This window comes from Parabacteroides chongii (genome assembly GCF_029581355.1).
Classification (GTDB): Bacteria; Bacteroidota; Bacteroidia; order Bacteroidales; family Tannerellaceae; genus Parabacteroides; species Parabacteroides chongii.
This window is the reverse complement of the sequence record NZ_CP120849.1, coordinates 71,495-98,055: the sequence shown is the minus strand read 5'-3', so window position 1 is coordinate 98,055 and position 26,561 is coordinate 71,495. Positions and strand designations below refer to the sequence as shown.

Sequence of the window (26,561 nt, the reverse complement as noted above, 5' to 3'; positions counted from 1 at the left end):
TGTTACAAATAAAGAAAGCGAAAGAAACGGAATTATACCGTTCGTCTTTCGCTTAGATAAATAGTTGTGACTGATGGATCAAATACGTTCCAATACCGTTTCTATCAGTCCGGTTAAAGAACCTTTATAGTTTGTATTCATATTCTTATCCACACGGCCAGCTATGATACAGCAGACTGTCATAGCGCGGTGTCCCATTAGGGCGGCGAGGCCGGCAAGGGAAGAACTTTCCATTTCGAAATTGGTGATTTGCTGTCCGTTGTAATTGAAAGCTTCAATCTTTTCATTCAACTTGGGATCGGCAAGCGGCAGACGCAACTCACGTCCCTGCGGACCGTAAAAGCCGTTGGCTGCAATTGTAACACCACGAATGATATCGTCGCGGGTGATCTGTTCTATCAGCGAATGATCGGCTGAAACGACATAAGGGGAAAGACCGGACAGCTTCCAGTCCAGCTGTTCTTTCAATGCAGCTTCAAAGGCTGTATCCCTGACACGTTCGGTATCTGCGTAGAAATAAATAACCCCGTCGAAACCGATAGACTTCTCCGCAGCCACATAAGTACCCACAGGAACGAATGGCTGAAGACCTCCCGACGTCCCAACGCGCACCAAGGTTAACTGTTTGAATGCCGGCTTTACCGTGCGTGTTGCAAAGTCGATGTTTGCCAGTGCATCCAGTTCGTTCAGTACGATATCTATATTGTCTGTACCGATACCGTGGGAAACAACGGTAAGACGTTTCCCTTTATAGGTTCCTGTGATGGTATGAAACTCCCGGCTGGAAACCTCGCACTCTTGTGTGTCGAAGTAAGAAGCAACGGTTGAAACCCTGTCAGGATCACCGACCAGGATCACTTTGTCTGCCAGCTGTTCCGGCTTAAGATGCAGATGGAAAGCGCTTCCATCTGCATTTATGATTAATTCGGATTCGGGAATAACTCTCATCTTTTTAGTCTTTAAGCGGTTTTGAAGGAGCATTGGCAGGCTTTGCTATGGCTTCGCGCATAGAAGTGTCTGCGTCGATGTTCTTCATTTTATAATAATCCATGATACCCAGATTTCCTGAACGGAAAGCTTCAGCCATTGCTTTTGGTACTTCTGCTTCTGCTTCGATCACCTTCGCACGGGCTTCCTGGGCTTTGGCTTTCATTTCCTGTTCAAGGGCAACAGCCATTGCACGACGTTCCTCTGCCTTAGCCTGGGCGATATTTTTATCAGCCTGTGCCTGGTCCATCTGCAGGAAGGCACCGATATTCTTACCTATATCGATATCCGCGATGTCGATAGACAAGATTTCGAATGCTGTACCGGCATCCAATCCTTTACGTAATACCAGTTTAGAGATAGAGTCCGGATTTTCCAATACGGTCTTATGACTTTCCGACGAACCGATCGATGATACGATACCTTCACCGACACGGGCCAGGATCGTTTCTTCACCGGCACCACCCACCAACTGCTTGATATTGGCGCGAACGGTAACACGGGCTTTGGCTATCAGCTGGATACCATCTTTCGCAACGGCAGTCACAGGAGGTGTGTCGATCACTTTCGGGTTAACCGACATCTGAACGGCTTCGAATACATCACGGCCGGCCAGGTCGATAGCAGTAGCCATCTGGAAAGGCAGGTCGATGTTTGCTTTAGAAGCAGACACCAGCGCGTGAACCACTTTCTCAACATGTCCACCTGCCAGGTAATGCGCTTCCAGTTCATCACGAGTCAACGTTTTAAGACCAGCTTTGTGCGCTTCGATCATAGCACGGGCGATAACATAAGGAGGTACATTACGGATACGCATCAGGAACAGCTGTATCAGTGAAATGTTTACACCCGAAACTTTGGCCGAGATCCACAGCAGGAACGGCACATAGTAAAAGAAAATTGCCAGCAGCAAGACCGCTGCACCCAGTAGGATAAAAGGCAAATAGTTCAATTCTTCCATATAAATATAATTAAGCGTGAATATCTGTTTGTTCTACTTTCTTTACCAAAATGTTGTAACTGTCGACACGAACGACTTTAATCGGCGTATTTTCGTCTATCAGTTCGTCCATCGACTTGGCTTCGACTGTGACACCCATGATACGCGCTTTGCCGATAGGGGCAAGGCGGGAAAGTGTGACTCCTTCGTCGCCGGGTTCGATACCCAGGTCGCGGCTGGAAGTCAGCTTCGAGTCAACATCCGTTTTCAGGGCTACCCTGTGAAACGATCGGGAACGCAATAACCATACAAATGCACCACCGAAAGTCACTAATGACAGGAATAAAGTGATGTGTCCTGCCATTTCTCCCACCGAATAAGCGTAAATGACACCTGCGGCAGCAAAAAGGAATCCTCCGATTCCGGCAATCGTTATACCCGGCAGTAAAAATATTTCCAGCAGGATAAGCACGATGGCTACCAGCATTAAGAAAACAATAATGGTTATTTCCCAGATCATAATAGTTGTGGTTGTGTTATCTGTTACTCTTTAAATAATTAATCTCCGTGTTACGGGCTTTCTTTTCCAATTCGTCAGGTTGACTGAGCAGATTGTTCAATTGCTCTTCAGCCTCGAGAATTGTAGGTTTAAGCTGTTCCTTTTTTGCACTATTCCCGGAAGAATAAGATGCTCTGAGGTCAGCCAGCTTTTCATTCAGTTCTTTTATCTGTTTGTTCAGCGAAACAACTTTTTCGTAATAGCTTTTCGCTTCGGGACTTTTTATTTCATCTAGCTTATAATAAACCAAACTGTTGTTTATCACGAATTCGAAGTCTTTTTCGATTTTTGCTTCTCCGTAAGGGATTTCCTTATGAGCCAGTTCCACCAGGTTGCTGTAGTCGCTTCCAGGTTTCCAGGACTCCTGAATGGAGGTAATGGCGGCACGGGCACGTTTCACTTCGATGTCTTCATTTTCCACGCGGCTGTGTTCGTTGTTAGGAATGAACAGGTAGACGCAAACTTTGTCTTCCGGCTGGAAGCGGTCTGAAGCGAACCATCCCAATTCTTTCGTTTCATCATACACCATCATGTAATCGTTAAATGGTGAGTTGAAAGGCATGCTCAACTGTTCCGGAGCCAGATAAGTGTCCGAGTTGATATTATAACGGGTCACGAATAAGTCATACCCTCCGAGCGATCCGTTCCCTTTGGAAGCATAATAGATCGTAACGCCATCCGACAGGACAAAAGGATAGTTGTCGTCTTCGTTGCTGTTGATGTTCATAGGCAACTGTTTCTCGTCTCCCCATTTGTCGATCAGTTTGGACTGGGTGAAAAGACAGTAGCGGTCGTTGTCCGTAGCATGGGCATAATAGATCTTGTCGCCTTTCTGGTTCATATACACAGAGGAGGTGACAGGCTCGTTTGTTTGAAAGAAGTCTTTGAAAGATGCCAGTGTTCCGCTTTCTTCGCTTAACGTATAGGCTGTCAGGAAATCCTCTTTGTCGACAACAATGCTGTCTATGATTTGAACATTTTCTGTTTTTTCCATCATTCGGTGGGCATTCTCAGCCAGGCTGAGTTTGTCTTCGAATGCTTGTGTATCTTGTTTCTTTTTCGTCAGCAGGTCGATGTAATCTTCCAGCATTTCGGCTGCTTCATCGAAACGGTAAGTCTGATAATAAACGTCTGCCAGGTAACGGTAAGCATCCTGCACTTTGCGTTTGACTGCTACTTTCAGATATTTTTCCGCACCGGTAATATCTCCGGTCTCATAGCAACAGACACCATACCAAAGATTATAGGAGGAGTTACTGGGAGCTTGTTTCACCAGTTTCTCAAAGGCAGGCTTCGCTTCGGCGTATTGACCTTCATTATATAGTTTTTTTGCCTGGTCCAGGCTCTGTGCTTGCAGGCTGCAGCAAAGTAATGTAATTCCAATTGTGTAAAACAGTTTCTTAGATAACCGGCTCATGTCTCTTATTATAATATAATTATACTGATTCAAAGATAATAATATTTTTAGTTAAGCATACAATTCATTGGATAAATATCTATTTTTGTGCCCGATTTAAGAATAGAGATGGCAAAGTTGACTGCAGAAGAGCTCCTGTTCAGGAAAGTGGAAGAGAAGGTGAAAAAGGCTATTTACGAATATGGCCTGATAGCCAACGGCGATCGTATCCTGATCGGATTGTCGGGCGGAAAGGATTCGTTGGCTCTTGTCGATCTGTTGGGACGGCGTTCCAAGATATATCATCCTCGTTTTGAGGTGGTTGTGGCGCATATTGTCATGACGAACATTCCTTACAGCTCGGATATGGAGTATCTGAAAAGTTGTGCCGACGAACATGAATTGCCTTTTGTCGTTCATGAAACGAGTTTCGATGCTTCTACCGATACGCGCAAATCTCCTTGTTTCCTTTGTTCCTGGACACGCCGGAAAGCTTTGTTCGATATTGCGAAAAAGCACAATTGTAACAAGATTGCTTTGGGACATCATCAGGATGATATCATCGAAACGTTGCTGATGAACATGACGCATCAGGGGGCGATCGGGACGATGCCTCCGCGTTTGAAGATGGATAAATTCGATATGGAGATCATTCGTCCGATGTGCCTGGTTGAAGAAAAAGAGCTGATCCGTATTGCGGAGTGGCAGGGATATCGTAAACAGATCAAGAACTGTCCTTATGAATCGGGTTCCAGCCGTTCGGATATGAAAGAGGTGCTGGCACGGTTGGAGGCTATCAACCCGGAGGCGCGTTACAGCATTTGGAACAGCATGTCGAATATACAAACGGATTATCTACCTCAAAAAACAAATAAGAAATGAAAGGGTTATATACAATACTATTATTGATCGGTTCCAATATTTTTATGATTTGTGCCTGGTACGGTCATTTGAAGATGAAGCAGCAATTCAGTTGGTTTGCTCATTTGCCTCTTATCGGTGTGATCTTATTTAGCTGGATATTGGCTTTGGCAGAATATTGCCTGCAGGTACCGGCGAACAGGATCGGTTTCAGAGACAATGGTGGTCCGTTTACTTTGATGCAATTAAAAGTAATTCAGGAGATTATAACTCTGATTGTCTTCGTCATCTTTAGTGCCACTGCATTTAAAGGAGAGTCTTTTCACTGGAACCATCTGGCGGCTTGTGTCTGTCTGGTACTGGCGGTGTATTTTGTGTTTATGAAATAGTATATAATGTATAGACTATGAGCTATAGAAAAAAGCAGCCTGTATGTTTTTGATCGTAAACATACAGGCTGCTTTTTTTATTAGAGAGATTAGAAAAATTATAAGCTATAGAATGATTTTGGTCGATTTATTTTCCACTCGTACAAAATAAATACCTCTACCTGGTAAATCGATTCTTTCCATGTTATTGCGTATTGTTATTTGTTTAATCATACGTCCGCTGGCATCAAACACAATGGCATGAGTACCGATTTTGAAATCGGAAAATACCAGTTGGTTAGAACCGGAAAGATAAATACGCTTATTGATATGTATAGTTTCTGTGCCAGTTGGATCTTCTTCTTTTTTGAATTTGACCTCCAGGTGAGAATCAACCATTAGATTTGGAATGATGAATTTATTATTGTTATCCATTGTATTTGTAATATCTTCTCCGTTTAGGATAATGGATTCGATAGAATATCCTTTGTCTATTTCAACTATAAACTCTACACGTGAAGATGTTGGGTATGAAATAGAATTGTAACTACCAGTATCAAAAGTGTTATTAGGATACATATCCTCTTCCGCTTTTGACAAAACATGTCCTCCCTCCGAAATAGTTGCACTAATTTGCCTATGGGAATCATTCCCTAAATGTTTTATCTCAGTGAACTTACTCCAAACTGCATGGTGGCGATAGAAATACATGTAGTCAGTCGGTACTATGAGTGCAGCATTAATATAACAGAATTCACTAAAACTATTTGTGGAAATTTCCGGTGTGTTATTTACGGGAACATATAAATAAGAAATACCGTTACTATCGCAAAAAGCATTTTCTGCGATACGTTCTATTTTATTATTCATGTACACCTCTTGTAAAGAGGTACAACCTTTAAATGTATTGGCAGGAACTTCTTTTACGTTCGGAGGGAATGTTATATGGTTTAAATTAGAACTTCCCTCGAAATTTGGTAGTTCTTGTAAATATGGGTAGTTACTAAAGTCAAAACGGTTATTTTGAGTTCCTTTAAAAGCATCTATACCTATATATGATAACTTTGCTTCACCTTGAAAAACAGGAAATGTATTTATTTCTTTCACATTTTCAAAAGCATAGTTGCCTATACGCTCTAAAGATGATCCTAAATCTACAGACAGGTTCTTACAATTTCTAAATGCCGATTCTTTCACCTCTATTAAATTGTATAAAGAAGGTAAAGCCGATAAACTAGAGCAATTCTCAAAAGTACTTTTTTCTATAACAGGGACATTATAAGTAGAAGGTATAGTAATGAGATACTGGCAATCTTTAAATGCTTCTTCTCCTATTTTTGTCAAGTTTTCATCGTATTTTTTAATATGAGATATTACTGAACCCCAAAATGCTTGTTTTCCTATAGCTTCTATTGAATTAGAAAGATCAATCATTTTTATGGTTTTATTATTATGAAAAGCATTTTCTGGTATTGTGTTAGCTGGATAATTATTGTATTCTCTTATTGTTACTATCAAATTCAATTTATATAAAGATTGCATTTGGTTCAATACAAGAAAATCTCTTTGATCTATTTCTCCACTTATATTGAGATCTGTCACCATTTTCATGTCTTCCTCAGAAAGATGTGATGCCAATGTCCCTGGTTCTTCTGATGTCAGAGAGACTTCTCTTTTTTCTCGTAGTTCTGCAATAATAGTTAATTTCTTATCACTATCCATGCTTATTTCTATATAACCACTAGGTCCTTTTTTTATAATTTCATTATCTAACAAAACTTGTTTTATTAAATAATATTCAGAAGATATATCAATGCGATTATATCCGGAGTTTGTGGTGATTGAGCTTCCATTTGTTATATCTTCTCCATTTATTTGAATTTTATCTGCACCTTGAATGTTTACAGATAATGTGTATTGCTTCCGGATATATTCAATTTTTAGCGTAAGGTCAGAATTAATTGATTCTATTTTATACCTCCCGTCTTTTATTTGATTTGTGATATTTGTCTCACCCAAAGTTACATTTTTTATGTTATAATATATACTGGGTTTAAAATAAAGCGAACAACTTTCTTTTATACCTGTAACTTGGGTGGAATTGGTTACGAGTTGATCATCTATTTTAATATCACTGTATCCTCCTTCCATTTTTATATTTAAATAATATGTCGGTATTTTTTCAAAAGTGACAGAGATGTACGAATCGCTTGAAAGATAGGGGATTGTATATCTGTTGTTTATTAACTGATTTGTTATATCTGTAGTACCAACTTTTGCACGGGCAATATAATAGCCTTCATCTGGTAATAATTCTATTTCTATTTTAGAATTAGCAGGAATGGTTTTAATTAATCCATTTCGTGCAACTTCTCCATCTACTTTGATAGTTCCATTTCCCGATCCAAGATATTGGACTCTAAAAGTATAACTTGCCGGTACATTCTTTTTAAAAGTGATTTTAATATCCTTGTCTTCGGATATGGCAGAGAGTAGTAACAGATTGTTTTTAACCTCTTGGGTCATATCAGTACTCCCGACTATTACTTGCTCTAGGTGATAATCTGTATCGGGTATGATTGATAATTGAATATCTGCTTTATCGTCAAAAGGAATAGGTGCACCGTTAGTTACAAGGGTATTATTTATTTTGACCTTTCCACCTTCGTTATAAGATACTTTTACTGTATGATTTATTGGAGCGTCTTGTTCAAATCTGACTGTGAGTTCTGTATTGGCAGAAATAGATGAGATAGTGAGTATATTATTTGCTAATTGATTGGTTACATCTGTATAGAGCCGTAAAACTTTTTCAATATGGTAACCGGTTTTAGGAGTTATTGCTACTTCTACGTTAGTTAATGCTGTGACCGAAGACGGAAGACCGGAAGTAACAATATCATCATTCACCTTTACCGTTCCACCTTCATTATTATAAAAAACTTGTACAGTATAAATATTTAATTCAAAAGTGATTGTTATTATTTGATCACAAGACACTGAAAGTAGCGTTAACAATTTATCTTTTACTTGCCCTGTCATATCTTTATCATTTACCATTACTTGTTTTAAGTGATAATTCGTTTTAGGTTGGATTAATAGTCGAATATCAGTTTGGTCTGTAACAGAGACGGAAGATCCATTTTCTATATAGTTATCATTAAGTTTTACAGATCCTTCATTATAAGAAACTTGTATTGAGTGATGAATAAGATCTCCACCATTGGGATTGTATTCCTCTATTGATAAAAATTCTTTCCAATGTTCAGCTTCTTTATATTTAGATGATTGACCGGAAGGAACTTTAAGAGTTGCATTCTTTGTAATCTCTGAGGTAAATGTATTTTGGGATATTACAGGAGGTTCATATGAATACATTTTTATTTCTCTTAAATTATATATGTCAAAAGCCCCCGATTTAATTTGTTTTACAGAAGAGGGCATTTCTATTTCTTCTAAATCACAAGAGCGAAATGTGTCACTGTCTATGATTTCTAAATTTGGAGGTAATATCATTTGTTTTAGTCTTTTACATTCATTAAAAGGTCCAATAGAACCTGCATTATTGCCTAAAATTTTTAATTCTGTACAATTACTCAAATCTATAGACAATAAATTTTCACAACTCCCAAAAGCCATATATCCCACATAGTTTAATTTTGTACATTTAGATAAATCTACCTCTTTTAAATATTCACACTTGGCAAAAGCTAAATCGTTTATTTTAATTAGTGTGGATGGTAGTGTTATTTTTTGTACCCATGCATCGCAAACAGTACTCCCTTCATTTGTTCCACCCTTAATCATAAAGGCTTTTCGAGGTATTTCTGTTAAATTTACTTCTGATAAATCAAGATCAAACCATTTGTGTTCTAATAATTGGGAGAGAGTTCGGAAATCTTTCTCATTTAACTCTCCTGTTATTTTTACATCTAACTTACACATGAAAGACGATCCTCCCGTATCAATACAAGGAGGCACTGTAACAGATATTTGATCTAATGTACCAGCTTCTGCTACATGAATATTCAAAATAGGTTTGGAGTCTTGTCCCTTTCCAATAAAACAAGTAGAAATAAACAACAAAAATAAAATCATTAATCTTTTCATAACCCTATCTACGCCACCCTGTTCCCTCCGGTTGGTACTATCTAAGAATTTCATAATAAGAAAAGCGCGGGAACTGTCATTCAATTATCCAATTCAGAGGTATCGCCAAACACCCATCACAGAGATAATAAAACAACAGCCCGCGCTCTATAATGTATAAATCTTATCCTATAACAAATAAGTATACAAACAGAGCGCAAGCATTCATTGTCTATTATTCCTCTGTGATTGAAAATTGGCGATTTTCTGAATTAGGAATAATATCGTAAACGCTTTTCGCTTTCTAATATGTCCTTCCGTTCGAAGCCACGCTTGGTTGCTACTTGGAATTATTACAAAAGTAAAGAAAAATATTTAAGTATTAAGGATGTACTGCATCAAAATCTTTCTTTTCAAAGAAATTGATTGTTAAACCTACTTACTAAGTAAACTCTGACTTACTCGATAAGTAAATCAAAGTCTACTTAGTAAGTAGCTCAGAGGTTACTCGGTGAGTAAGTTGAGGCTTACTTAATAAGTAATTTTGGAGTGCTTAGTGAAGTCTTCTGACTTTTACAAATTATGAGACGAAGATATTGTCTCTTCAATGAAGTTTATAATCTCTGTTTCCTGTTCCGGATGGAACCATTCAATCTCTTCGTCGCGCTTGAACCAGGTCATTTGCTTGCGGGCATAGACGCGGGAGTTGCGTTTGATTTTTTCGATGGCCAGGTCAAGCGACCATTCGCCGTCAAAATAATTGAATAATTCTTTGTAACCGACGGTATTAAGAGAATTTAAATGACGGAAAGGATATACTTTGCGGGCCTCTTCCAGTAAACCGTCTGTCATCATCTGGTCGACACGGTAGTTAATGCGGTCGTATAACTCTTCACGATCACGTGTCAATCCTATTTTGATGATCCGGAACGGACGTTCTTTTTTGCTGTTTGTGCGAAAAGAAGAATACGGCTTTCCCGTCATACGGCAAATCTCGACCGCATGGATAACCCGTTTGTAGTTCATCCGGTCTACTTCTCCATAATGCACTGGGTCTGCTTCTTTTAATTCCTGCAGAATATTTTCCAATCCTTCATGCTCGAACTGGGTATAAATTTCTTCCCGTATCGCGGGAGTGACAGTCGGAATATCATCGATCCCTTTACATACGGCATCGATGTACATCATGGAACCACCGGTCATAACCACTGTCGGGGTTGTCTGGTGAAGTGTATTTAAAAGGGAAATAACGTCTTCTTCAAAGTTGCTGGCACTGTAATAATCGGTCAGGTTCAACGTTCCGACCATGTAATGTCTGACTCTTGCCATTTGCTCCGGAGTAGGAGCGGCAGTACCGATAGGCAGGTCTTTATAGAGCTGACGGGAGTCGGATGAAATAATAGGAGAACCGAAATGTTCTGCCACACGCAGGCTCAATTCGGTTTTTCCGACTCCTGTCGGCCCGAGTAATATGACAAGGGAGTTCATCTATTAAAAACGCTCGTCGTCGTACGGGTTATCCATCGGTCCGTCGCCTAAGCCTTCGAAACCTTCCTTATCCAGTTCATCGATGTCGTATTCTGAATCTCCGTAGAAATCTTCTCCGATTTCTGTACTCGTGTTCTTGGCTTCGAACTGGTCGAAGTCGACTGTCTGAGCAGGAGGGAGGCCGATCGATTTGCTGATGACAGCTTTATCGAGATCCTTACCCGGCTCGATCTCACGGAGTTCCATGAAGAAAGCGCGTTCAGTCATGTAGTCGAAAACGAACATAAGTTTTTGGTGTTCGTCTTCAAGCAACTCTTCCAGGCGAGTTTCCTCCATTATATAGTTATCCACTTCCGAAGTGGTGTCCATTTCTACTAATGTAATTTCTGTATTTTTACTCCAATCGTCGTCACAAATAAAGAAAGAGCACATTTGATCTTTTGTGTAGCCAACCGAGTTCAGGATGGCATCGTGCAGGTCAAGGAAAGTTGCTTCCGCATCAATCTTGATTTCGCGTTTGAAGTCATCTACTTCATCTGATAGAATGAGGAATCTGAATACCATAGTCTTTTTAGTTTTTTGTTGGTTCAAAAGTAGTAAAAAATATCAATACCCATATATAACAGTCTAAAAAAAGAGGCGTATTACATGAAGTAAATAAATACAAAAGGCTGTCAGTCCTGAAAGAAGCTGACAGCCTTTTGAAATAGTTTGTATTTCTTACCGTTTACTCATCGATGGAACCTCTGACGATACCACGTTCGGAAGTTTTTATAAAGTTGAGTATCAAGTCTCTTTCCATGCTGGGTTCGTATTCGGTTTCGATCGCTTTCAGCGCTTCCGTATTGTTCAGACCGCGGGTGTATAATGTGCGGTAGATATCTTGGATCAGGAACACTTGTTGATTGGTGAATCCGCGACGGCGTAATCCTACGATATTGATACCGCAGTAAACGATCGGATCGCGGCCGATCAGTGTATAAGGAGGAATATCTTTACCGATACGTGAACCACCCTGAACCATCACATGTTTCGATATGCGGGTAAACTGGTGAACCAGACTGCCGCCGCTGACAATAGCAAAATCGTCAATCTCCACTTCTCCGGCTATCTGGGAAGCATTCCCGATGATGATATGATCTTTCAGTACGCAGTCGTGTGCAATATGGGAATATGCCATGATCAGGCAATCGTTTCCGACAACGGTTTTTCCCTTTGAAGCTGTTCCGCGGTTGATCGTAACACATTCGCGGATCGTCGTATTGTTTCCGACTTCTGCGGTTGTCTGTTCTCCGTTGAACTTCAAGTCTTGTGGAATACCGGCAATTACAGCTCCCGGGAAAATGGAACAGTTGTTTCCGATCCGTGCCCCGTTGAGAATGACTGCATGTGAATATATATGACAATTGTCGCCTATTACTACATCCTTTTCAATTACTGCAAAAGGATCTATCGTTACATTCTCACCGATCTTTGCTTCGGGATGAACGACTGCTAAAGGGGATTGATTCATTGCCTTCTTTATATTATTTGTTTTTAATGATCTGAGCCATAAATTCGGCTTCGCAAACCAGCTTGTCGCCTACGAAGATGTAACCTTTCATCGTTGAAATACCGCGACGGATAGGAGCCAGCAGTTCCAAACGCAGGATCAGCGTATCTCCGGGAACTACTTTCTGACGGAATTTCACGCCGTCGATTTTCATGAAGTAAGTCGAATAACGTTCCGGCTCGTCTACTGAATTCAGAACGAGCAAACCTCCTGTCTGTGCCATTGCTTCAACCAGCAATACACCCGGTGTAACAGGTTCCTGCGGGAAGTGTCCGGTAAAGAACGGTTCGTTTGTAGTGATATTTTTTACTCCGACAATGTAGTTGCCGCCGATCTCGATGATCTTGTCGACCAGCAGGAACGGGTAACGGTGGGGAAGTAGTTCGCGGATGCGGTTGATATCCATAATCGGTTCCGCGTTCGGATCGTAAACCGGAGCCTGTACCTCGTTCAGCTTGATGTCCTTGCGGATCATGCGGGCCAGTTGGTTGTTGATCTTGTGACCCGGACGGGTTGCGATGATACGTCCGCGGATAGGTTTGCCGATCAGTGCCAGGTCGCCGAGTACGTCGATCAGTTTGTGACGGGCAGGCTCGTTGTCGAACACCAGCGGTTTATTGTTGATATAACCCAGTTCGTGTACATCTTTGTGAGGAATACCTACTTCGTCTGCCAGCTTGTCCAGTGTTTCCTGCGGCATCTTTTGGTCATAGATAACAATCGCGTTGTCCAGGTCACCTCCTTTGATAAGGTTGTTCTGGCGAAGCATTTCCACTTCGCGTACAAATACGAATGTGCGGGAAGCTGCAATTTCTTCCGGAAATTCGCTCAGATCGTTCAATGTAGCGAACTGGTTTGACAATACCGGAGAATTGAAAGAGATCAGAACATTTACGCTGAACTTTTCATCCGGAAGGATGATCAGCGAAGAACCAGTTTCTTCGTCTTTTACTTCGATTTTATGCTTTACAATATAGAAGTCTTTCGGAGCGTTTTGTTCAACGATTCCTGCTGTCCGGATTTCTTCTGAGAAGAAGCGTGAGCTGCCGTCCAGGATCGGAAATTCCGGAGCGTTCACTTCAATCAGGCAGTTGTCGATCTCATAGGCATATAAGGCTGCCATAGCATGTTCAACAGTGCTGATCTGAATGCCGTTCTTTGACAGAACGGTACCTCTTTGTGTGCTGGCCACGTTTTCTGCCAATGCATCGATAACAGGTTCTCCTTCCAGGTCAACACGTTTAATTTTGTATCCGTGGTTTTCTGGTGCCGGGTTGAACGTAATCTGAATGTCCAGTCCGGTATGCAAGCCTTTGCCTTGCATCGAGAAACTCTTGGCTAGCGTCTTTTGTTTCTGCATACGTATATAATTATTTATTAATTTCTTTCTTTAATTGTTCGATCTCGCGTTGTAACTGTCCCATGGTGCGATACATATCCGGCAGACGGTTGAATATGGCACTCGAACGCATGAAGTTTTTCGCATCGATGGCAGGAGCACCCAGTACGGTCTTTGCTTCCTTAATGTCGCTGATCACACCCGCCTGTGCACCGAATACCACATGGTCGGCGATATGGATATGTCCTGCCAGGCCTACCTGCCCGCCGAACATACAATGACTGCCGATCTTGACAGAACCGGCGATGCCGACCTGGGCTGCCATTACCGTATTTTCTCCGACTTCCACATTGTGGGCGATTTGTACCAGATTATCCAGCTTCACGCCTTTGTGAATGATGGTAGAACCCATTACGGCACGGTCGATCGTCGTGTTGGCACCAACTTCAACATTGTCTTCCAGCACGACATTTCCCAACTGCGGGATCTTCTTGTAATTTTCTCCTTCGGGAGCAAACCCGAATCCGTCCGAACCAATTACCGAACCGGCATGCAGGATACAGTTATTACCGATCTTACATCCGTTGTAGATGGTCGTGTGCGGATAAAGAATGCAGTTATCTCCGATAGTCACGTTATCACCGATATATGTGTTAGGATATATCAGGCAGTTCTTCCCCAGCCGGACATTTTCGCCGATATAGGCAAAATTGCCGACAAAGCAATCGTCTCCCAGTGTGGCAGAGGCTGCGATGAACGCGGTTGAAGAAACTCCGGTCTTTTTAGGTTTGGACTGTTCTACCAGGTTGAGTAACATGGCAAGAGCAGAATAAGCATTTTCTACTTTTACTAAAGTAGCGGTAACTTGTTCAGCCGGAGAAAAGTCGTTATTCACCAGAACAATGCTCGCTTCTGTATTATAGATATAATGTTCGTACTTAGGATTTGCCAGGAACGTCAGTGTTCCGGGTTGTCCTTCTTCTATTTTTGAGAAGTTGCTGACTTTCACTTCAGGGTTGCCATCAACGGTTCCGCCAAGAAAGTCCGCTATTTGTTGGGCTGATAACTCCATTACTTATTTTGTTATATTGTATTTGAATTGAGACTGCTCCACTAAGAACAAAGCAGTTTGCAAAAATGGTGAAAATTATTGGGATAGCCTATGCTTTGCAGGGAATAATTCCCTTATCATGCAGATATCCTGCCATTTCACGCTGTACAGCCTGTGCTGCTTCACGGGCAAATGATGCGAATTTTTCTGATTTATCTACGTAAATGATCGCACGTGAAGAATTAACAAGCAAACCGCACTGATCGTTCATTCCGTACTGGGCAACTTCCTGCAGACTGCCTCCCTGTGCACCGACACCCGGTACTAAAAGGAAATGGTTGGGGGCATGTTTGCGGATATCCAGGAACATTTTTCCCTGTGTCGCGCCGACAACGTACATCATCTGTTCGTCGGTAGCCCAATCCTGCGATTTCTTCAATACTTTTTCAAACAGACGTTCGCCGTTGGCATCTTCTGTCATTTGGAAATCCAGTGACCCCTTGTTGGATGTCAGAGCCAGCAGGATCACCCATGCTTCCGGATAGATCAGGAACGGTTTCACGCTATCTTCACCCATATAAGGTGCTACTGTTACGGCATCAACTTTGATATGATCGAAGAAAGAGCGGGCATACATCTCGGAAGTGTTACCGATGTCGCCACGTTTCGCGTCAGCAATAATGAACTGGTCCGGATAATTCTCACGCAGGTAAGTGACTGTCTTTTCAAATGCAAGCATTCCTTTCACACCCAGACTTTCGTAGAAAGCCAGATTGGGTTTGTAAGCTACGCAATAGTCGGCTGTAGCATCTATAATCGCTTTGTTGAAAGTGAAGATCGGATCTTCTTCAGAAAGTAAATGCTGCGGGATTTTCTTTATATCGGTATCCAATCCAACGCAAAGGAAAGATTGTTTCTTTTTGATGTTCTCGAATAATTGTTGCTTGTTCATCTTGTCTTGTGTCAAATAGTGAAACTGTTATAGTTCGGCCTCTTTCAGACGTTCTGCATTTTCGGCAACGGTCAGTTGGTCGATGCAGGATTGTATATCGCCATCCATGAAAGCAGATAAGTTATAAATTGTGTAGTTGATACGATGATCGGTGATACGTCCTTGCGGATAGTTGTATGTCCGGATCTTCGCGGATCTATCGCCCGACGAAACCATTGTCTTGCGTTTGTTGGCAATGTCGTCCAGGTATTTCTGATGTTCTTTGTCATAGATAAAAGAACGCAGGCGGGTGAGCGCGCGTTCCTTGTTTTTCGGCTGGTCACGCGTCTCCGTACATTCGATCAGGATCTCTTCGCTCACGCCGGTGTTCGGGTTTTTCCAGACATAACGCAAGCGCACGCCTGATTCAACCTTATTCACATTCTGGCCGCCGGCACCTCCCGAGCGGAAAGTATCCCATTTAATTTCACCTTCATTAATTTCAACATCAAACTCGTCTGCTTCGGGGAGCACGGCCACGGTGGCTGCTGAAGTGTGTACACGTCCCTGTGTCTCTGTGCTGGGCACGCGCTGAACGCGGTGTACACCCGATTCATATTTAAGCGTACCGTATGCTTTTTCACCGCTGACGGTAAAGATTATTTCCTTATATCCGCCCGATGAACCTTCGCTGCAACTCGACAGGGCGACTTTCCATCCTTTGGTTTCGCAGTACTTCATATACATACGATACAAGTCGCCGGCAAACAGGGCAGCTTCATCGCCTCCTGTTCCGCCGCGTATTTCAACGATGGCATTCTTGTCGTCTTCCGGATCGCTGGGGACAAGCAGTAACTTGATCTCCTCTTCCAGCTCCGGAATACGGGCATTGCACGTATCCAGTTCTTCACGGGCAATCTCCCTCATTTCGGGGTCCTGCTCCGTTTCCAGTAATTGGCGTGCTTCTTTTATTCCATTTAATGTATTGACATATTCGCTACGGGTAGCCACGATCTTCTCCAGATCGCGGTACTCTTTATTGAGCTTTACAAACCGTTTCATATCGGCAATCACTGCCGGGTCGGTGATCAGAGTCCCGACTTCTTCAAAACGGCTCACTAATCCGTCCAGTCTTCCTAATAAACTATTATCGGCCATTTATCAGATTAATATACGAAGCGACCTTTTTCGCTTTCAATGATCAATTCGTTTTTATCTGCTTCTTCCACGAAGCCAACTACCTGTGCATCGATGTTGAAGCTCTTGGCAATGCTGATCACTTCTTCAGCATGTTCAGGTGACAGGTAAACTTCCATACGGTGACCCATGTTGAACACTTTATACATTTCGCTCCAATCCGTTCCGCTCTGTTCCTGAATGATACGGAAAAGAGGAGGGACAGGGAACAGGTTGTTCTTTGTCACACGTTTGTTTTCTACAAAGTGCATCACTTTGGTTTGTGCTCCGCCGGAGCAGTGTACCATACCGTGGATCTGCGGACGCAGTTTGTCCAGCAACACTTTGATCACAGGAGCGTATGTGCGGGTAGGAGAGAGCACCAGTTTACCGGCATCGATACCCAGTTCTTCGATCTGGTCGGTCAGTTTCAGTCCGCCCGAATAAACCAGTTCGCCGGGAACGGCTGCATCATAACTTTCCGGATATTTTGTTGCCAGATATTTGGCAAATACGTCGTGGCGTGCAGAGGTCAGACCGTTGCTGCCGGTTCCGCCGTTATATTCTTTTTCGTAGGTGGCTTGTCCGTAAGAAGCCATGCCGACAATTACGTCTCCACCTTGTATATTACTGTTGTCAACCACATTCGCACGTTTCATGCGGCAGGTTACGGTGCTGTCTACAATGATGGTGCGAACCAGATCGCCCACATCGGCAGTCTCGCCTCCGGTTGCATAGCAGCCTACGCCCATTTCGCGCAGTTCGGCCAGCAGTTCGTCCGTTCCGTTGATGATGGCGGAGATTACTTCTCCCGGGATCAACAGTTTATTACGTCCGATGGTGGAAGAAACAAGTATATTGTCTACTGCGCCTACACACAGCAAGTCGTCGATGTTCATGATCAGTGCATCCTGGGCAATACCTTTCCATACAGACAGGTCACCGGTTTCTTTCCAGTACATGTAAGCCAGGGATGATTTCGTTCCGGCTCCGTCAGCATGCATAATGTTGCAATATTCAGGATCACCGCCTAATATATCGGGGATGATCTTACAAAATGCTTTAGGGAATATACCCTTGTCGATGTTCTTTATTGCATTGTGAACATCTTCTTTTGAAGCGGATACACCGCGAAGGTTGTAACGTTGGTCACTCATTGTTTTTACATATTTGGCTGCAAAGATACTATTTTTTTATGTTACTTATCTAAGTTTAAGCACATCTCCTTCTTCAGGAACGTAATCTTTGTCTTTTTTATTCATCTTATACAGGCTCTTGATCTGTATTCCGTATTTCTGTGCGATGCTGTGCATGGATTCTCCGATTTGTACAACATGGTCGTAATGAGGTTTGTCTGCCTTTTTCTTCTTCTTTTCCAAATAGACGATATCACCTTTCTGCAACGGGAAGTCTTCCGGCACTTCATTGAACTTTTTCAGTTCTCTGACGCTGAAGTCCAGGTTGCGTGCTATTTGGTCGAAGCTGTCATTCTCTTTGGCATAGACATACAGCAATCCGAATGTTTTGTAGATTGTGTAGCTGACTGACGGATATTTTTGTTTTTTCTTTTCCTGATGTGTCGGTTTCTGTATTTTTCCTGAATCGTAACGATAGAGCTCGTAATCTTCAATAACTTTGATTAATTTGTTCGCATAAGCACGGTCGGTGGCGTAACCACACTTCTGAAGACCTCTCGCCCAGCCTTTGTAATCGGTGATCTTCAAACGGAACAATGATTCATAACGCGAGCGTTTCAGAAATTTGGAATGATCTTCATACGAATCTTCCACCCGTTTGTACTTCCGGAAACATTCTCCGCGCAGGTCATCGTCATGATATACACGTCCGCCACGCCAGTCCGAGTGACATTTGATGCCGAAGTGGTTGTTCGAACGGCGTGCCAGGTCGCTTTGACCGGCACCGGATTCAAGCAATCCCTGTGCAAGCGTAATACTGGCAGGGATCCGGTATTGTCTTTGTTGTTCCACAGCCAGGGCGCTGTATGTCTTTATATATTTTTCGTAGGAAGGTATTTTCCTATGGGTTGCTGCTTCCGCAAATGTCGCAATGAAAAATAAAAGGCAAAAAATACGTATCGTTAGTTTCATAAAAGAGCTCTCTAAAGTATTTATTTTCGCAAAGATAATGAAGCTGGATATATTATTCTTCTAAATAATCTATAAAATACTGGTTTATATGCTGCTAATTTTAGCCAGATAATCATAGTGTTCCCCTTCCTGTATCTTTTCAGCTTTAAACCCATTGTTGGCGGCATGCAGGCTGAGCGTTTGAAAATCTATGTATAACCAATCGAACCGATCGCCTTTGATGTTCTTATATTGCATGCGAAAATCTACTTCGCCGTAATAATCGTCTTCCATATCTATTTCGAGATTGCCATCTTCGTCTTCAAACAGGTAACGCAGGTCGGAAGAATCCATTAACAGGCAGCCTCCCGGTGCCAGCAGGCGTTTCAGTGTATGAAAGAAAGCCGGAAGATTACTGATCTTACCTACAATTCCCGAACCGTTCATCAATAATAGGATCGTGTCGAACGAACCTGTGAACTGCTCGCTGAAGAAGTTCTGCAAGCTGGCATCTTTCACTCCTCTCTTCTGCATGATGTCGACCGAGAGTGGAGAGATGTCGATGGCCTTCACCTCTTTCCCCATTTCCTGCAAGGCAAGTGAGTGGCATCCGCTGCCGGCACCGACGTCGAGTATCTTTCCGCTACTCAGACGAAGGGCTTCCTGTTCCGTCGCCGGCATTTCTTCAAAGCAACGAAACAGCTGCTTGACCGGTATTTCATCTTCGTCAAACATAGAAGAGAATACACGAAGTTTAGTCGCTTTCCCATTTGCATAATAATCGGCGATTGCCGCGCCCATCGGGTCTTTATCGGGTGTGAGTAGTGATGTTTGCATCTACTGAAATTGATTTATGGATAAATTATCTGGCAAAGATACAAATTTACTATCTTTGTTTCCAGTAATATTTTGATTGTATGAAGGAAATCAGACTGGAAACAAAAATAGCAGTTTATCCGTTAAACGAAGTTTCGGATGAAGAACAGCCATTGGTGCGTGCTGCCTTGAAAGCGACGGAACATTCGTATGCTCCTTATTCAAAGTTTCATGTCGGTGCGGCGGTCTTGTTGGCGGACGGAACGATTGTGACGGGAAGTAATCAGGAGAATGCGGCTTATCCATCCGGTTTGTGTGCCGAACGGGTAGCCTTATTTCATGCCGGGCATCAGTATCCGGATATCCCTGTTGTGGCTTTGGCGATTGCTGCGGCAACAGGCGGAAAGCAGGTGGAGAGCATTTCGCCTTGCGGTGCCTGTCGGCAAGTGTTGCTGGAAACGGAGCAGCGATATGGCCGGCCTGTCAAGGTGTTGCTTTGCGGAACGAAGGAAGTGATGGTGGCAGAGAGTGCGGCTTCGTTGTTGCCGCTTTGTTTTGGGAAAGAGAGTCTTTTGTGAAATATGGCAAAGAATCATATTTGTATTGGATGCACAATTTCGTATTGAAGAAACTGGTTAAAGACATTCGTGCCCGTTATTGGTAAATGAATAAAATATTCACACTGATTTTTTTAAAACATCTACCACATCTACTACAATTTTCTGTACGCCTTGTAAATAAACGCCTCCAAGGGTAGTGGTGGATACTTTTTTATCTACCATCACCCTTGGAGGCTTTTATTTACAAAGCGAGTGGGAGAGGGTGGTAGATATGGTAGATGTTTTTGAAAAATAGAAGTTGGGGAGATGTATAGGAATGATGATAGGAAGAGAAGTTGCATAAATACAAATCTTTTTCTAAATTTGTACCAATTCTTCAGACTCATAGCGTTGAGGAAATGAAGAGGACATATGAAAGGTGTTATTGAAATTATCTTCGATATTCAAACTTCGCAACTTTGATTAATCCAATGAAGGTGGTAGCAATAGCACTCAACCTGTTTGTTATAGCATTATCAGGATTGGTAAACTATGATAAAATGGGTGTGGGTAGCTATTGCTTTGTCTATTGGATGGGTGTGCGAAGACCTGAATATCGGATAAAGCTATATAGTTCCCACACCTTATTTTTTTACAAGCCTAAAGAGGGAACCACAGGCACAAGTTTTGCATTATGAAAAACAAACTCTTTTTTTTATTACTATTATTTGTTGGATTGTCGTATGCGGAAGACTCGTATGCTATGCAAATCTTTGTAAAGACATTGACAGGAAAGCATATCACTTTGGAAGTAGAGCCTACAGATCGTATTGAAGATATTAAGGCTAAAATACAGGATAAAGAAGGAATTCCGCCAGATCAACAACGATTGATTTTTGCAGGAAAACAGTTGGAGGATGGGAATACTTTACAGGATTATAGTATCCAAAAGGATAGTACATTGCATTTGGTACTTATGTTTAGTATAGAAGGAGATGAAGATAATTATAAATTTGAAGATGATGTACTTGTCGTTCTGAAAGGACAAATCACTATAAAAGGAGAAGTTAATCTAGTATTTCCATATAAAATTGTAGTAAACACAACCGATGCAGTTTCTATCCATTTAATTAATGTAAATATAAACTCTGATTTACCATTGGAAATACAATCAGCATCCCAAGTTCATCTTTCGTGGGAGGGAATAAATCAATGGAGTTCTTCAACTGATGATGATGCTAAAATACTTATTGCAAATGGTGCGACTTTAATTGCGGATGGAGAAAGTTCAGGTTCATTAATGCTAGCAGGTTCTATCGAAGGAAAAGAGGATGAAGCTGAAGAATCTCATTCTTTTGAATTGAACAATAACGCACTATTATCCGTAAATTCCATCGATAAAGTAACCTCAACATTAACAAAAGGAATTCTTTTTGAAGGAAATAAGGGTAATGTATATGGAAAAGTCTCTTTGTCTTCCAATATGACTCTTCAACCGGATCAATCATTGGAGATTAAAGAAGGATGTAGTCTTACTATTCAGGGGGAATTTCAATTGGATAATCAACAAGGTTCTATTTTTGTGGATGGAACTTTGACAGGAAATGTAACCGGTAATCAGCCTTTCTACCCTGTTGTTTCTACCCTGACATTGGATGGTGAAGAGTGGGAGGAAGAAGAGCCTGTTTCATTAATGGCTGAAGGTGGAACGGCAATGCCGATAAATGAGATAAACTATCTGCAAGAGTCTACATATACAATTAAATATGGAGAAGAAGAGATGGGAAATGTTACATTTAAAAAAGGAGAAGAGCTTTCTCTTGCTTTCTTTACAGTATCTTTTTTATTGTCTGAAGATCCGGAAGAAATTTGTAATCAGCAAATCATTTTAAAAGATGAACTCGCAGTCAAGCCCGAAGATCCGATGAAAGAATTCTTTGACTTTACAGGTTGGAGTAATGCCGAAAATATAGAAAAACCTATAACCCAAACAACTACGTTTGTTGCTCAGTGGACACCTAAATTAGTCCATTATACAGTTCGTTTACCTCAATCAATTAGAGGAGCTGTTCTTTCCAATTCGGGAGATACGGAGGTACAGGAAGGGGATGATTTCTGTTTTTCATTGAGATTATTGTCAGATTATAATCAATCTACTCCCCGAGTAAAGGCATCGGCAGGAGATGTGTCGTTTACGAAAGAAGGGAATACTTATTATTATGTTGTTTCTGATATTGATAAAGATATAAGGATTCGTATTTCAGGAATAGTTAAAAACCCGGTCCCTGACCCTGAGCCTGACCCTGAGCCTGACCCTGAGCCTGACCCCGTTTATTATACTGTATCCATTCCGGAGTTGGAAGGTGCTACTATTTCCTGTGATCAATCTGAGCCTATCGTTCGGGTAAATGGCGATGTTGTAGAATTGCATTTTGTGAATGCAGCCGGTAGGCGTTCGTATCGTATACGATCGGTAAGTCGGGATATTACAATAACAGTCGAAGGTATTCAAAAGAATGAAGAGAGTGTTGATAATAGACCTGTATTCAAAGACGATTGGCAGATTCGTGTGGCTTCTCAACTATTGTATATTTCAGTCTCCACAAAATCCTCAGTCTTGATTGTTGATTATAATGGGAAAGTCTATTCTTATCAACAGCTTCAACCGGGTGACTATACTTATTCGCTTCCGTCTGGTATATATATAGTATGGCGGGAAGGAAGGGGACAGTCAGTGTACATTCCTAGATAACAAAAAACGGGGCGAGAAGTTAAATCTCTTGCCCCGTTTCTTATTTTGCTTTAGTTATTCGATCAAATACCCAAAGAAGCCTTAATCTGATTGATCTTTTCTTCACCAGCCTTTTCTGCAGCAGGCAGATCTTCCAAGCTGTTTACCTTAGAATGAACTTCACAGTAGAACTTGATCTTCGGTTCCGTACCTGAAGGACGGATAGAGATCTTTGTGCCGTCTTCTGTGAAATACTGAAGAACGTTGGAAGTGGTCGGCATGTCCAAAGTGATAGCTTCGTTGTCGATGTAGCTGAATCCTTTCAGAGAAGCATAATCGTAGAACAATGTAACTTTTGAACCGGCAATTTCCTGTAACGGGTTTTCGCGGAAGTTCTTCATCATGGCTTCGATTTCTTCGGCACCACTCTTGCCTTTCTTCACAACAGAGATACCTTTTTCTTTTGAGAAACCATATTCTACATAGATGTTCTGCAACAACTGATACATGGTGATGCCTTGATCTTTTGCCCATGCTGCGATTTCAGCCAGGATAGCACATGCAGAAACTGCATCTTTGTCGCGCACGAAGTCTTCGCAAAGGAATCCGTAGCTTTCTTCGCCACCACCGATGTAGTTCTTCTTGCCTTCGTTCTTCTTCATTACGTCGGCAATCCATTTGAAGCCGGTGTAAACGTCGTACATTTCAACACCGTTGCGTTCAGCGATTGTGCGGATCAGTTCGGTTGTAACGATTGTCTTTACGATATATTCTTTGCCGTTCACCTTACCCAGTTCTTTCCAGCGAGTAATCAGGTAATAAACGAACATCAAGGCTGTCTGGTTACCGTTCAGCAACACCCATTCACCGTCGTTGTTTTTAACGGCAGCACCTACACGGTCAGCATCCGGGTCGGAAGCCAGTACCAGTTCGGCATCTGTTTCTTTTGCTTTCTCGACAGCCATAGCCAATGCAGCCGGTTCTTCCGGGTTCGGAGAAATAACTGTAGGGAAGTCACCGCTTACCACATCCTGTTCGGGAACGTGGATGATATTGGTGAATCCGAATGCTTTCAATGCAGCCGGGATAATCTTTACACCTGTTCCGTGGATCGGCGTGTAAACGATCTTCATATCGTGATGACGTTTGATAGCTTCCGGAGAAAGGGTAATAGTTGTCAAAGCGTCGATATACAGATTATCGATTTCTTCACCGATGATTTCGATCAGTTCCTTATTGCCTTTGAATTTGATATCGCTGGCATTACGGATCTTGTTTACTTCGGCAATTGTATTCTTGTCGTGCGGAGCGATCATTTGTGCACCGTCGTCCCAGTAAGCCTTGTAGCCGTTGTATTCTTTCGGATTATGCGATGCTGTCAGGATGATACCGCTCTGACATCCCAGTTTACGGATGGCGAAAGACATTTCCGGTGTCGGACGAAGGTCTTCGAACATGTAAACTTTGATACCGTTGGCAGAGAAGATGTCGGCCGAAATTTCGGCAAACTTACGGCTGTTGTTACGGCAGTCATGTCCGATAACAACTTTGATCTGATCCAGGTTCGCAAATTCTTTTTTCAGATAATTTGATAAACCTTGTGTAGCTGCACCGACTGTATAAATATTCATACGGTTGGTTCCTACTCCCATGATACCTCTTAAACCTCCTGTACCAAATTCAAGGTCTTTGTAGAATGATTCGATCAGTTCTGTCGGATCTTCGTTGTCCAGTAATTCCTGTACTTTTGCTTTTGTTTCGGCATCATAACTTTTGGTAAGCCAGCTCTGGGCTTTACTTCTTACCATTTCTAACAGTTCGTTGTTTTCCATACCTAGATATCTTGCATTTATATATGTGTAATCTCTTAGTTTACGAGATAACAAAGATACAAATTAATTGTTGTAAACAATGGCTTGCAGCCTTATTTTGAAGAAAAAAGCAAAGTTCTTTTTTACCATGTAAACGGATAAGTATAAGAGGATTGATTTCCACAGGCGTCTGTTACGACTAGTTTTAATGTATGTTTTCCTCTTGCCAGCCGTTCTTTGTCGAAATGGTAGGTGATAACGGACTTGCTGTTCATCTCGAATAAGACGAATTGGTCGTCGATTTCCCCCCGGTAAGTTTGTACACCGCTCAGATTATCCGATAACCGGAATGAAATAGCTTGTTTGCTGACCCATGTAGCCGGGTTGAGTGGTGTAATGGTCGGAGGAACAAGGTCTTGCCCCGGGGTGTAAGTCCCCATTTCTTTTATGTCGGCATCGATCCAACCGTTACGGTAAACGCCTCCTGTCCATGACCTGCGCCCGTTTTGCAGACGGACGATTCCGTATTGCTGCTTGTTTTCCAGTGTGTCTGTCTGCAGCCGGAGGGAAAGTTTAGCCGATTTATGCAAGGCAACCGGTTTATTATGTAGTGTGTGTACGGCTCCCAGCGCTGTACTGTCTTCTTTTACTGAATAACGGAAATACAGGTCGTCGTAGAGATTTCCTTTCGGAATAGTCAGACGGATCCCTTTGGCTCCGAAGCGGTTGTCGCTCCACCAATGAAACAGTTCGGTATTATCCGTGTCGATTTCCGGAATAGGTTGTTCTTTCCCTTCAATTCGGACAGTCAGCTGAGTTGCATTGCCGAAGGCATCTGCCAAGCGGTAGGTCAGATGATACGTACGAGGCTCATCGATCGTCAGGATACCGCGGTCGATACTTTCAATGAAGCGGAGACGATTACCGGGATCAACGAAGCTTTTCATATAGAAGGAACGGTGTTCTTTCCATTCTTCGAAGTCGGTGAAGCTGTTCAGGTAACGTGTCTCGTCGAAAGCGAAACGGGTCAGATTGCTGTGATAGATGACCTGGCTGTCGGCTGTCAGTGTGATCTCCTTGACTCCGTAGATATTGGAGGTGTTATCCATATAGTCATAGCCTTTTACAGCTAGCCCTATTTCTCCCCAGGCTTCGATCTTGCCGGTCAGTGTCTGTTTGCCGTTTTGGGTGGTGACAGGCTTTAGTTCCAGTTTTCGGCGGCTACCGTTCACGACTCCTTTTCCTTGTACCGGACAGATCATGATACCCTGTATTTTAGGAGGCTTTGTGTCTTGTATCAATTCTTTGTACGCTTCGATCGGGTCCATCGGTTCTTCTGTTTCCGTATCGCGAATCTCGAAATGGAGATGAGGGCCGCCTGAACTTCCGGTGTTCCCGCTCAGGGCAACAAGTTCACCTTCCTTAACCGGTAGTTCTTCCGGTGTGAGTGTCAGGTTTACGTTGAAACTCTCCAGTTCATACTGCTTGTTTTTTACGTAGGCAGCGATCTTTTGGGAGAATTTCTGAAGATGTCCGTAAACGGTGGTTGTTCCGTCCGGATGGGTGATGTATAATCCGTTGCCATATCCCCACGGGCTGACGGATATGCGTGAGACGTATCCAGCCTGTACGGAGTGGATCGGTTTCCCTTCCACACCTTGTGTCTTGAAGTCTATTCCCGAGTGAAAATGATTGCTTCTTAACTCTCCGAAGTTGCCGCTAAGCAAGATGGGATGGTCCATCGGTTTGCGCAGTTGCTGTGCTTCGGCTGTAATGCTTGTAATTCCGGCGAAGAAGAGAAATCCTGCCAGTATATGATGTATTCGCATGTTTATTTTTA

21 protein-coding genes are annotated in these 26,561 nt (G+C 42.3%); 4 read left to right on the top strand and 17 right to left on the bottom strand.

What is annotated here, in order from left to right:
* Window positions 1–78: 78 nt before the first annotated feature.
* Genes P3L47_RS00540 through P3L47_RS00525 form a run of 4 tightly spaced genes read right to left on the bottom strand, consistent with a single transcriptional unit; the run spans window position 79 to window position 3,903 of the window.
* Complete coding sequence (locus P3L47_RS00540) at window positions 79–948, bottom strand: nucleoside phosphorylase (RefSeq protein WP_277782392.1); 870 nt, start codon at window positions 946–948, stop codon at window positions 79–81.
* A 4-nt stretch (window positions 949–952) separates the two neighbouring features.
* The gene (gene floA / locus P3L47_RS00535; RefSeq protein WP_028727014.1) at window positions 953–1,948 is read right to left on the bottom strand and encodes a flotillin-like protein FloA; all 996 of its coding nucleotides are present in this window, start codon (window positions 1,946–1,948) and stop codon (window positions 953–955) included.
* Between the two features lie 10 nt (window positions 1,949–1,958).
* The gene (locus P3L47_RS00530) at window positions 1,959–2,447 is read right to left on the bottom strand and encodes an NfeD family protein (protein WP_277782391.1); all 489 of its coding nucleotides are present in this window, start codon (window positions 2,445–2,447) and stop codon (window positions 1,959–1,961) included.
* A 16-nt stretch (window positions 2,448–2,463) separates the two neighbouring features.
* Window positions 2,464–3,903 carry a tetratricopeptide repeat protein gene (locus P3L47_RS00525; protein WP_277782390.1) on the bottom strand — a complete coding sequence of 480 codons (1,440 nt, stop codon included), beginning with the start codon at window positions 3,901–3,903 and terminating at the stop codon, window positions 2,464–2,466.
* Window positions 3,904–4,011: 108 nt separating this feature from the next.
* Here P3L47_RS00525 and P3L47_RS00520 point away from each other — a divergent pair, with 108 nt between their 5' ends.
* Both P3L47_RS00520 and P3L47_RS00515 read left to right on the top strand, forming a co-directional pair.
* Window positions 4,012–4,764 (top strand): PP-loop family protein, encoded by a 753-nt coding sequence (locus P3L47_RS00520; protein ID WP_122362313.1) that lies wholly within the window; start codon window positions 4,012–4,014, stop codon window positions 4,762–4,764.
* Window positions 4,761–5,132 (top strand): DMT family protein, encoded by a 372-nt coding sequence (locus P3L47_RS00515; protein ID WP_122362312.1) that lies wholly within the window; start codon window positions 4,761–4,763, stop codon window positions 5,130–5,132. Before P3L47_RS00520 ends, P3L47_RS00515 begins: the two co-directional genes overlap by 4 nt.
* 105 nt (window positions 5,133–5,237) lie before the next feature.
* Here the strand turns inward: P3L47_RS00515 and P3L47_RS00510 are convergent, their stop codons facing one another.
* From P3L47_RS00510 to P3L47_RS00460, 11 genes are all read right to left on the bottom strand, one after another.
* Window positions 5,238–9,275, bottom strand: a complete 4,038-nt coding sequence (locus P3L47_RS00510; protein WP_277782389.1) for a leucine-rich repeat domain-containing protein — start codon at window positions 9,273–9,275, stop codon at window positions 5,238–5,240.
* Between the two features lie 498 nt (window positions 9,276–9,773).
* A complete protein-coding gene (gene miaA / locus P3L47_RS00505) occupies window positions 9,774–10,688 on the bottom strand; it encodes a tRNA (adenosine(37)-N6)-dimethylallyltransferase MiaA (RefSeq protein WP_277782388.1) in 915 nt (304 codons plus the stop codon).
* Between the two features lie 3 nt (window positions 10,689–10,691).
* A complete protein-coding gene (locus P3L47_RS00500) occupies window positions 10,692–11,252 on the bottom strand; it encodes an IS1096 element passenger TnpR family protein (protein ID WP_122362309.1) in 561 nt (186 codons plus the stop codon).
* A 163-nt stretch (window positions 11,253–11,415) separates the two neighbouring features.
* Window positions 11,416–12,201 (bottom strand): acyl-ACP--UDP-N-acetylglucosamine O-acyltransferase, encoded by a 786-nt coding sequence (gene lpxA / locus P3L47_RS00495; protein WP_277782387.1) that lies wholly within the window; start codon window positions 12,199–12,201, stop codon window positions 11,416–11,418.
* A 13-nt stretch (window positions 12,202–12,214) separates the two neighbouring features.
* Window positions 12,215–13,600, bottom strand: coding sequence for a bifunctional UDP-3-O-[3-hydroxymyristoyl] N-acetylglucosamine deacetylase/3-hydroxyacyl-ACP dehydratase (locus P3L47_RS00490; protein WP_122362307.1), 1,386 nt, complete (start codon window positions 13,598–13,600; stop codon window positions 12,215–12,217).
* 10 nt (window positions 13,601–13,610) lie between these two features.
* On the bottom strand, window positions 13,611–14,651 hold the full coding sequence (gene lpxD, locus P3L47_RS00485; RefSeq protein ID WP_122362306.1) for a UDP-3-O-(3-hydroxymyristoyl)glucosamine N-acyltransferase: 1,041 nt from the start codon (window positions 14,649–14,651) through the stop codon (window positions 13,611–13,613).
* 88 nt (window positions 14,652–14,739) lie between these two features.
* Window positions 14,740–15,582 (bottom strand): orotidine-5'-phosphate decarboxylase, encoded by an 843-nt coding sequence (gene pyrF, locus P3L47_RS00480; protein WP_277782386.1) that lies wholly within the window; start codon window positions 15,580–15,582, stop codon window positions 14,740–14,742.
* 27 nt (window positions 15,583–15,609) lie between these two features.
* A complete protein-coding gene (gene prfA / locus P3L47_RS00475) occupies window positions 15,610–16,719 on the bottom strand; it encodes a peptide chain release factor 1 (RefSeq protein WP_122362304.1) in 1,110 nt (369 codons plus the stop codon).
* A gap of 8 nt (window positions 16,720–16,727) precedes the next feature.
* Window positions 16,728–17,894 (bottom strand): AIR synthase related protein, encoded by a 1,167-nt coding sequence (locus tag P3L47_RS00470; RefSeq protein ID WP_122362303.1) that lies wholly within the window; start codon window positions 17,892–17,894, stop codon window positions 16,728–16,730.
* 45 nt (window positions 17,895–17,939) lie between these two features.
* Window positions 17,940–18,845 (bottom strand): glucosaminidase domain-containing protein, encoded by a 906-nt coding sequence (locus P3L47_RS00465; protein ID WP_277782385.1) that lies wholly within the window; start codon window positions 18,843–18,845, stop codon window positions 17,940–17,942.
* Window positions 18,846–18,929: 84 nt separating this feature from the next.
* Window positions 18,930–19,661, bottom strand: a complete 732-nt coding sequence (locus P3L47_RS00460) for a class I SAM-dependent methyltransferase (protein WP_122362301.1) — start codon at window positions 19,659–19,661, stop codon at window positions 18,930–18,932.
* Between the two features lie 80 nt (window positions 19,662–19,741).
* Between P3L47_RS00460 and cdd the strand changes: the two genes are divergently transcribed.
* Both cdd and P3L47_RS00450 read left to right on the top strand, forming a co-directional pair.
* Window positions 19,742–20,218 carry a cytidine deaminase gene (cdd, locus tag P3L47_RS00455; RefSeq protein ID WP_122362300.1) on the top strand — a complete coding sequence of 159 codons (477 nt, stop codon included), beginning with the start codon at window positions 19,742–19,744 and terminating at the stop codon, window positions 20,216–20,218.
* 655 nt (window positions 20,219–20,873) lie between these two features.
* Window positions 20,874–22,931, top strand: coding sequence for a ubiquitin family protein (locus tag P3L47_RS00450; RefSeq protein WP_277782384.1), 2,058 nt, complete (start codon window positions 20,874–20,876; stop codon window positions 22,929–22,931).
* 62 nt (window positions 22,932–22,993) lie between these two features.
* On the opposite strand, the gene P3L47_RS00445 is transcribed toward P3L47_RS00450, so the two are convergent.
* Window positions 22,994–24,742, bottom strand: a complete 1,749-nt coding sequence (locus P3L47_RS00445) for a phospho-sugar mutase (RefSeq protein ID WP_122362299.1) — start codon at window positions 24,740–24,742, stop codon at window positions 22,994–22,996.
* 122 nt (window positions 24,743–24,864) lie between these two features.
* Entirely contained in the window at window positions 24,865–26,550 is a 1,686-nt protein-coding gene (locus P3L47_RS00440; RefSeq protein ID WP_277782383.1) for a M23 family metallopeptidase, read from the bottom strand.
* Between the last annotated feature and the right edge of the window lie 11 nt (window positions 26,551–26,561).

Coding starts and splice junctions, on each gene's coding strand:
- pyrF (WP_277782386.1), bottom strand. CDS start 15,582: ATGAACAAGCAACAATTATTCGAGAACATCAAAAAGAAACAATCTTTC.
- P3L47_RS00540 (WP_277782392.1), bottom strand. CDS start 948: ATGAGAGTTATTCCCGAATCCGAATTAATCATAAATGCAGATGGAAGC.
- miaA (WP_277782388.1), bottom strand. CDS start 10,688: ATGAACTCCCTTGTCATATTACTCGGGCCGACAGGAGTCGGAAAAACC.
- P3L47_RS00465 (WP_277782385.1), bottom strand. CDS start 18,845: ATGAAACTAACGATACGTATTTTTTGCCTTTTATTTTTCATTGCGACA.
- lpxA (WP_277782387.1), bottom strand. CDS start 12,201: ATGAATCAATCCCCTTTAGCAGTCGTTCATCCCGAAGCAAAGATCGGT.
- floA (WP_028727014.1), bottom strand. CDS start 1,948: ATGGAAGAATTGAACTATTTGCCTTTTATCCTACTGGGTGCAGCGGTC.
- P3L47_RS00440 (WP_277782383.1), bottom strand. CDS start 26,550: ATGCGAATACATCATATACTGGCAGGATTTCTCTTCTTCGCCGGAATT.
- P3L47_RS00530 (WP_277782391.1), bottom strand. CDS start 2,447: ATGATCTGGGAAATAACCATTATTGTTTTCTTAATGCTGGTAGCCATC.
- P3L47_RS00470 (WP_122362303.1), bottom strand. CDS start 17,894: ATGAGTGACCAACGTTACAACCTTCGCGGTGTATCCGCTTCAAAAGAA.
- P3L47_RS00525 (WP_277782390.1), bottom strand. CDS start 3,903: ATGAGCCGGTTATCTAAGAAACTGTTTTACACAATTGGAATTACATTA.
- lpxD (WP_122362306.1), bottom strand. CDS start 14,651: ATGGAGTTATCAGCCCAACAAATAGCGGACTTTCTTGGCGGAACCGTT.
- P3L47_RS00490 (WP_122362307.1), bottom strand. CDS start 13,600: ATGCAGAAACAAAAGACGCTAGCCAAGAGTTTCTCGATGCAAGGCAAA.
- prfA (WP_122362304.1), bottom strand. CDS start 16,719: ATGGCCGATAATAGTTTATTAGGAAGACTGGACGGATTAGTGAGCCGT.
- P3L47_RS00520 (WP_122362313.1), top strand. CDS start 4,012: ATGGCAAAGTTGACTGCAGAAGAGCTCCTGTTCAGGAAAGTGGAAGAG.
- P3L47_RS00445 (WP_122362299.1), bottom strand. CDS start 24,742: ATGGAAAACAACGAACTGTTAGAAATGGTAAGAAGTAAAGCCCAGAGC.
- P3L47_RS00515 (WP_122362312.1), top strand. CDS start 4,761: ATGAAAGGGTTATATACAATACTATTATTGATCGGTTCCAATATTTTT.
- P3L47_RS00450 (WP_277782384.1), top strand. CDS start 20,874: ATGAAAAACAAACTCTTTTTTTTATTACTATTATTTGTTGGATTGTCG.
- P3L47_RS00500 (WP_122362309.1), bottom strand. CDS start 11,252: ATGGTATTCAGATTCCTCATTCTATCAGATGAAGTAGATGACTTCAAA.
- cdd (WP_122362300.1), top strand. CDS start 19,742: ATGAAGGAAATCAGACTGGAAACAAAAATAGCAGTTTATCCGTTAAAC.
- P3L47_RS00460 (WP_122362301.1), bottom strand. CDS start 19,661: ATGCAAACATCACTACTCACACCCGATAAAGACCCGATGGGCGCGGCA.
- P3L47_RS00510 (WP_277782389.1), bottom strand. CDS start 9,275: ATGAAATTCTTAGATAGTACCAACCGGAGGGAACAGGGTGGCGTAGAT.